This window comes from Acidobacteriota bacterium (assembly GCA_034211275.1).
GTDB lineage: Bacteria > Acidobacteriota > Thermoanaerobaculia > Multivoradales > JAHZIX01 > JAGQSE01.
On sequence record JAXHTF010000273.1, the window covers coordinates 1 to 6839 of the forward strand.

At 67.2% G+C, this 6839-nt stretch carries 6 protein-coding genes; 4 read left to right on the forward strand and 2 right to left on the reverse strand.

All coding sequences use genetic code 11. From position 1 onward, the window contains the following. Positions 1-377 precede the first annotated feature (377 nt). Positions 378-1091 (forward strand): peptide-methionine (S)-S-oxide reductase MsrA, encoded by a 714-nt coding sequence (gene msrA, locus SX243_24510; protein MDY7096150.1) that lies wholly within the window; start codon positions 378-380, stop codon positions 1089-1091. A gap of 475 nt (positions 1092-1566) precedes the next feature. Next, a complete protein-coding gene (locus SX243_24515) occupies positions 1567-2748 on the forward strand; it encodes a hypothetical protein (protein MDY7096151.1) in 1182 nt (393 codons plus the stop codon). A 33-nt stretch (positions 2749-2781) separates the two neighbouring features. Here SX243_24515 and SX243_24520 read toward each other — a convergent pair whose 3' ends face one another. Then, positions 2782-3120, reverse strand: coding sequence for a hypothetical protein (locus SX243_24520; GenBank protein MDY7096152.1), 339 nt, complete (start codon positions 3118-3120; stop codon positions 2782-2784). 142 nt (positions 3121-3262) lie between these two features. Continuing rightward, positions 3263-4600 carry an MFS transporter gene (locus SX243_24525; protein MDY7096153.1) on the reverse strand — a complete coding sequence of 446 codons (1338 nt, stop codon included), beginning with the start codon at positions 4598-4600 and terminating at the stop codon, positions 3263-3265. A 338-nt stretch (positions 4601-4938) separates the two neighbouring features. Between SX243_24525 and SX243_24530 the strand changes: the two genes are divergently transcribed. Next, on the forward strand, positions 4939-5340 hold the full coding sequence (locus tag SX243_24530) for a hypothetical protein (protein MDY7096154.1): 402 nt from the start codon (positions 4939-4941) through the stop codon (positions 5338-5340). Between the two features lie 133 nt (positions 5341-5473). After that, a partial coding sequence (locus SX243_24535; protein ID MDY7096155.1) for a carboxypeptidase-like regulatory domain-containing protein occupies positions 5474-6839 on the forward strand: 1366 nt, incomplete at its 3' end.

Sequence of the window (6839 nt, forward strand, 5' to 3'; positions counted from 1 at the left end):
TCGGCCGTCGGATGGTTATCAGACCCGGCCCCCAGCCCCGGCGCGCCGGCGCCGGCGCGACCCGCGGTGGCGACCAGCAGAAGTGCGGCTAGCAGCAGGGTGGCGGAGTGACCGCCGAGGAACGAGTTCCTTGGGGGAAGAGAGCTCATAGGGGCCTCCTTTCGCGAGATCCGGGCTTTGGGACGGACCTCCTGAGTCAGGGTGAAGGTCCCCATTATATTTCCTTCTCCTGGGCCGCTGGGGAATGCTTGGGCCTCGAGGCCAATCTGGGGATACCCCGGGCTCCGTATCTCCAATGGTTACAATGGCGGCCTGCCGTCGAGGCTCCCAGGAGTCTCCCGGACCGTCGCTTTTTCATTCCAGCAGGAGAATCCGATATGCGTTCGTTATTTCATGTTTCTTACGTCCCTTCGCGGTTCCTTCCCTTCGTCGCCGTCGCGCTTCTTGCCGGCGTGCTCCTATCCGGCGTCGCCTGCGGCGGAGCCTGTCCCCTGGGCGCCGCTCCCGCCAATGAGGAGGAGAGCCAGGGCACGGCGGTGGAGGAGGTGGCGGCGGAGAACGTCGAGATCGCTACCTTCGCCGGCGGTTGCTTTTGGTGCATGGAGCCGCCTTTCGAGAAGCTCGACGGGGTGATGTCCGTCGTCTCCGGGTATACCGGCGGAGAGGAAGAGAACCCGACCTACAAACAGGTCTCCTACGGTCGCACCGGCCACGCCGAGGCAGTGCAGGTCACCTACGACAAGACCCGGGTGAGCTACGAAGACTTGCTCCACGTCTTCTGGCGCAGCATCGATCCGACCCAGGTCAACGGCCAATTCGCCGACCGCGGCACCCAATACCGCACCGGCATCTTCTATCACTCGGAGGAGCAGAAGCGGCTGGCGGAGGAATCCAAGCAGGAGCTGGAAGAGAACGGCCCGTTCGATAAGCCCATCGTCACCGAGATCACCGAGGCGGGACCGTTCTACGAGGCGGAGGACTACCACCAGGACTTCTACAAGAAGAATCCGGTGCGCTACAAGTCCTACGCCCGGGGTTCCGGCCGCCTCGGCTTCCTCGAGCGCACCTGGGGCTCGGAAGAGGAGCATTGAGGGGCTGGCCGTAGAAGAGCCCAGTCCAAGAATCCTGGGAGCGCCGGCTTCCCAGCCGCCCGGGGCTAGCAGCTGCTGTCGCCCCTCCGGGGCTTGGGAGTTCTTCGGATCGCACACCCGGGGCTCGCGCCCCGGGCTAGATGCCTCCGCCCCTCCGGGGCTTTTCTGTGCCGCCGGGGCTCCAATGTGGCGACCACTCCCGGGGCTTGCACCCCGGGCTAGATGCCTCCGCCCCTCCGGGGCTCTGCTATGGCTCGTTCCCACGGTCCACCGTGGGAACCTCTACGGTGCCGCAAGGGCCTTGGCCGAGACCCCGCTCCAGCGGGGTGAGAGATGGCTTCGCAGCACGGGCCGGAGTCGTACTCGGCCTGTCACCACATTGCGACAGGGGGCCGACTGCGTCCGTGCTAGCTTCAATCAACCGGTGTTCCGCCGGCCTCCTACTGATCCTCAATCCACCGCCGGAGGTCCCCCGATGATCCCGAGAGCCCTCGCTGTCGTTCCCCACTCCTGTTGCTCGCTCTCCGCCCCCGGACTTGTGGGCCGCTGGCTCATGGCGCTGTTGTTGGCGGGGAGCCTCACCTTGGGTTTGGCCAGCCCGGCTGCGGCGATGCCCGTGCCGGGACCGGCGGAGGAGAGCGGTGGAGAAGAGGCTGCGGCCCTCGATCCCGTGGTGCAGGATGTGGTCTCCATGCTCGAGCGGGGTGTGGGAGAGGCGTTGGTGGTGCGCTGGTTGGAATCCTCGGCGCCTGAATCCGGGGCACTGAGCGCCGAAGACCTCATCGCCCTCACCGAGGCCGGCGCTTCCGAGGAGCTCATCGGCCAGCTCCTCGACCGCGGCACCAGCCCGGCTTCCGAGCGAGGTACTGAGATGGAAGCCACTCCTGCGGCGCAGGAGCCCGCTGCTCCGGCCCCACCCCTGGTGCCCGCCGCTGCATCGACCCCGCCGCCGGCTGCTCCGCCGGCCCCGGCCGCGCCGTCAGCGAAGGCCCAGCCGCCTGCGACCCAGCCTCCAGTAGCGCCCGCTCCCGGCGTAGCCGCGGGGCAGGCTCGGGTCGAGTTCGAGATGCTCTACGCGCCGGTAGTGGGGGAGGACGAAGAGGCCTGGGATCTCTACGTCTATCTCGACGGCGCCGTCCTCGCCTGGGTGCCGGCGTCGACCCTGCTGCGGGGGGACCCCATGTCCTTCCAGCGCACTCTGCCCGCCGGCCGCCACGTGCTGCGCTTGCTGCTGGAACGCCACGAGCGTAGCGGCAAGAGCTACCGCCACTACGCCCGGGTCGAGCCCCGGCAGTGGGTCCTCGAAGTCGGCGAGGGCGCCGGCTGGCAAGCTCGTCTGGACGTCAAAGAATCCCGCTTCCGGCCCTTCGCCGACGGGGACATGGAAGTCTCCTGGCAGGTGCTGCGCGGCGGAGAGGTGACCCACAATGCCGAGCATCGCTCCGAAGCCCCCGGCGGCTGGGCTCCTCTGTGCGAGGAAGTGGAGACCTTCTTCGATTCCGATGGCCGGGTGCCCTTGGCCTTCCGTTCCGAGATGAAGCAGTGCGTCCGCTGGCAGGCCCTGTGGCCGGAGGATCTCGAGGCCCCCTCGCGCACCGAGGTTCGCCAGCGCCTGGCCCAATACGACTACCGCCCCAAGCCGCTGGACGCTCGATAGCCTGGCCTCATCGGCTCTTCGCCGCAGCTTGCCTCAGTCCGCGCCGGCAGCCGCCTCTGACGGCGCTTCTTCCTCGAAGCGCTGTCCGCAGGGGCAGACCAAGGTGGACGGGTGGTTGAAGAATTGGCACTCGGGGCATTGCCAGGTGGAGCGGGCGCGCTTTCCTCTGCCCAGCAGGAAAAAGACTCCGACATAGCAGAGCACCAGCCAGAGACCGCCGACGGCAAAGGTCGGGCCCGGCGGCAGGACGAAGCTGATCAGGCCATAGCCGGTCAGAGCGACGGGCATGGCCAGCCAAGGCTCGCCGCCGCGGCGCCGGGTCAGGTCCCCGATGATGCCGGCGGCGAGGAGCACGCCGATGAGCTCGATCACGCGAAGCTCTCCTTTCTCTCAGGAGCCAACCAGAGGACTCACCGAGAGCAGTGGAACCAATAGACTTTCTCTTTCGTTGAATTTATCACGAGCTGTTAGATGGGGAAGAATCTAGCTCGGAGGGCTCGAAGTACGGGGCCGGCTACCTCCCACCGCTTTGCACCTCGTCCAGACCGCGCCCGACGAAGATGCCGGCAAAGCCCAGCAGGGCGAGAATCAACAGCATGCCCTCCGGGCCGACCCAGGTGACCAGGGCGCCCAGGGCGCTGGTGGCCAGCAGCACCAGGCCGATGAGGGTGTTGGCGGTGGCCACGTAGTCGGTGCGGCGGTTGCCCTCGGCCATGTCGACGACGTGGGTTTTGCGGCCCTGGCGCACGCCCTCGTGGGCGATGCTGAGGACGAAGAAGCCCACCAGCGGCACCCAGGGGCTGTCCAGCCACTGCTGCTGCCAGCGGGCGACGGCGAAGACCAGCACCCCCAGGACGCTGGCGAGCCCGGCGGCGGTGAGCATCACCCGCCGGCTGGAGCGGTCCGCCCAGCGGCCCCAGATCAGCGACGAGAGGGTCGACGCCAGGCCGCCGGCGAGGACGAAGTAGGCGAGCAGGGAGATCTCCTCACCGGCTCGCTCCCGGGCCAGGAGCACATAGTAGGGACCCGCCAGGGCGGTGGAGACGAAAAGCGCTCGGGCGAGTACGAAGCGGCGGAATTGAGTTTCCCGGCGCAGCAGCCGCAGGCGTTCTAGGGCATCGGAGAAGTCCGCGCTGCCGTCGGTTTCCCCCGGCTCCTCGGCGATGCGGGCGAAGAGGCCGGCGGCGAGGAGCCAGAGGGCACCGGCGGCAGCCAGCAGGAGCCCCAGCGTTTGCGGCGAGAGCTCGCCGGGCTGGATGCCCACCAGAGCCAGGGCGACCCCCATGGTGAGGGCTCCGGAGATGCTCGCCGCCAGGCCGCCGGCCCGCCCCCGCCGGCCCTTGGGCAGGATCTTGCCCTTGACGTCCTTGGAGGCCATGGAGGACAGGCTGCGGGAGAGGCTGAAGACCACCACCGCAGCGAGGATCAAGAGCCCGGCGGTGGTGCCGGAGGTAAAGGCCGCGGCGGCGCCGATGCCGGCGATGGCCAAGGCCTGGAGCACGCTGCCCAAGACCCACACCCATTTGCGCACCGCCAGTCGGCGGACCCAGCCGCCGAGGACGATCTGCGGCAGCATGGAGCCCGATTCGCGGATGGGCACCAGCAGTCCCACCAGAGCACCCGGAGCCCCGGCGGCACTCATCACCCAGGTGAGGGTGGTCTTGGGATTGGCCAGGGCGTCCCCGAGCTTGGTGAGCACCAGCGAGGCGACATAGAGAAAGAAGTTTCCCGGCACCTCCCGGCAGGCGTCCTCGCTCAGCTCGCCGCAAAAGCGACTGCCGTCGTCCTCGAACCACTGATCGTAGAGCTCGTCGAGACGAGCCTCGGCGGATTGGGGGAGGGCGGGATTCATGAGCTTCTCGGGACGGTAACACCGGTTTCGGGGCGCGGCCCGAAGAACGGCGACAGCGAGTGTACTGCAACGGGGGATGGGCTGTTCTCGCCGCCTTTCCGGGACTCATTCTCGTCTCGACACGGGCAGGGGCGGAAGAGCTCTGCAGAGCCTTCCCCGGTCCGTCGGGAACCAGGAGCAATCTGGAGCTCGGGGCCAGCTTATGACGACAGGGCGAGGGCCGAGACTTGAATATTCATGCAGGAATGATATTCTTTAATCAACAATCACTAAAGAGTGGTAAGGGCTTCGCGAAGCTCCGACGCCATTCACGGACCTGTGTTGAAAGGAGCCTCGTCATGAATCGAAAGCTCATCGTATTCGGTCTCGCCCTGGTATTTCTCATCGCTCCGGCGCTGGTAGCTTCGGCAACTACGGCCAATTTCGAGGGTTGGTGCTCGTCCAGCTTCCCCAATAACTGTGTCTTCGATACCCGGCGCCCAACGGCTTCGCCGACTTCCTGCGGCAGCTCGAGTATCGATGAATTCTTCTGGGACTACGGCGACAACACCTATCCTCCCCAGTTCGAGACCACCACCAGCCCCATCGGCTCGCATACTTATCCGCCGGGTATGAACACGGTGGATGTCTGTGTGACGGTCTTCTGCGTCGACGGTACCAGCGACACCAAGTGCCATTGCTTCGGCAACGTCATCGGATACTCCTGGTGCATCCGGCCCGTCGGTTCTTGGACTCCTTGAGGGCTGAGGCTCTAGACCGATGAGAGCTGGGAGAGCCCTCTCGCAAAGCCGGACTGCGACCAGAAGGCTACGGGTCGATTGGGCACCGCTGGCTGTGCTGGTGGTGCTGGGAACTTGGGTCTCCTCGGCGCCGATGACCTTCGCGCAAGAGCTCGTGCGAGGCACCGTCATGCTCGCCGAGGGAAGCGCCCTGGCTGGTGCTACGGTGGAGGTTCGCGAGGGGAGCTCTCCCTGTTCTCCTGACTCTTCGTCACAGCCCCCGGCGGCCTCCGCCGAGACTTCCGAGGATGGCTCGTTCCGGATCCCCGTCGCAGCCTCCGGGGTCGTTCGTTGGAGCGTGCGCAGCCCCGGCCGCATGCCGATGATCTTGGACCCCTGGGCAGCTCATGAAGGAACCTCCTTGCCACCGGTCCGCCTCGCACCCTCCACATCCCTGATCGTCGAGGTGCAGGCCGCTGGCGAGCCTTTCGCCGGAGCGACGGTCGGTCTGGAAGTTCCCGGGCCCGCAGCGGGATCCGATGCCGAGGAGGGAGGGGAGGCTCGCCTTGAGTGGCGCCCCGATTCCCAGCGGGCCCTCACCGGTGCCGATGGCAAGGTCCGTCTCGCCGTCGGGGACAGGGCCACCATCGAGGTGCGGGCTCCGGGGAAGGCCCCAAGGACTCTGACCTGGGAGCACCACGACGGTGCCGGCGCCCACGGGCAGGAGTCTTTGGTGGTGAAGCTGGAGCCGGGCCGGCCCACGGCAGTGCGACTGGAGGATCTCCGAGGCCGGAATATGGCGGAGCTGCTTCCTTGTCTCCGGGGGCTGCCCGCCGGACAACCCAGCGGAACCGGCGGAGAGACGATCCTCTGGTTGGCTCTTCCCGAGCCCGCCGAGGGGACTTCGGCTGACTTGGCGGCAGAGGTCGAGCCGCGGAAGTGGGTCGACGAGCTGAGACTGGTCTCGTCCTCCGGGGATCAGGTCTATCGGGCGAAGCGAATCTCTACCGAGGAGCCTGCGCCCGATCAGGCTGCCTTCCCTGTCCGCGACTCGGAGGTGCCGATCCACGTCCTGCAAGTCGAGCCCTGGGTCGGCCCGTTCCAGCCATCGCGGAGGGCTGCCGGAGGGGGGGCGCGGATCGAGGGCTGGGTCGTGGATGGAAAGGGCCGGGGGATTGAGAAAGCACGGGTCGAGCTGATCCCGGCGGAGTTTCGGTCCGGCACCGGCCCGGAGACCCAGAACGACGCGCAGGACGAGCTTCGCCGCGGGGAGATCCGGACTGCTCCCGACGGATTCTTCGCTTTTCCCGTCGAGGGGGAGGGCGAGTCCGACAGCGTTGAGAACTCCCGACAGGTCATTCTGCGGGTCGACCACCCCGATTTCCGGTCGAAGACGGTGCTTGTTCCGTGGGAAGAGATCGCCGGGGGGAGCCAGCTGCGCATCGAGCTCGAGCTCGGCCTCAGGGTGCGGGGCAGAGTGGTCGGTCCGGACCGGGCCCCGGAGACCGGCTCCCGGTCCG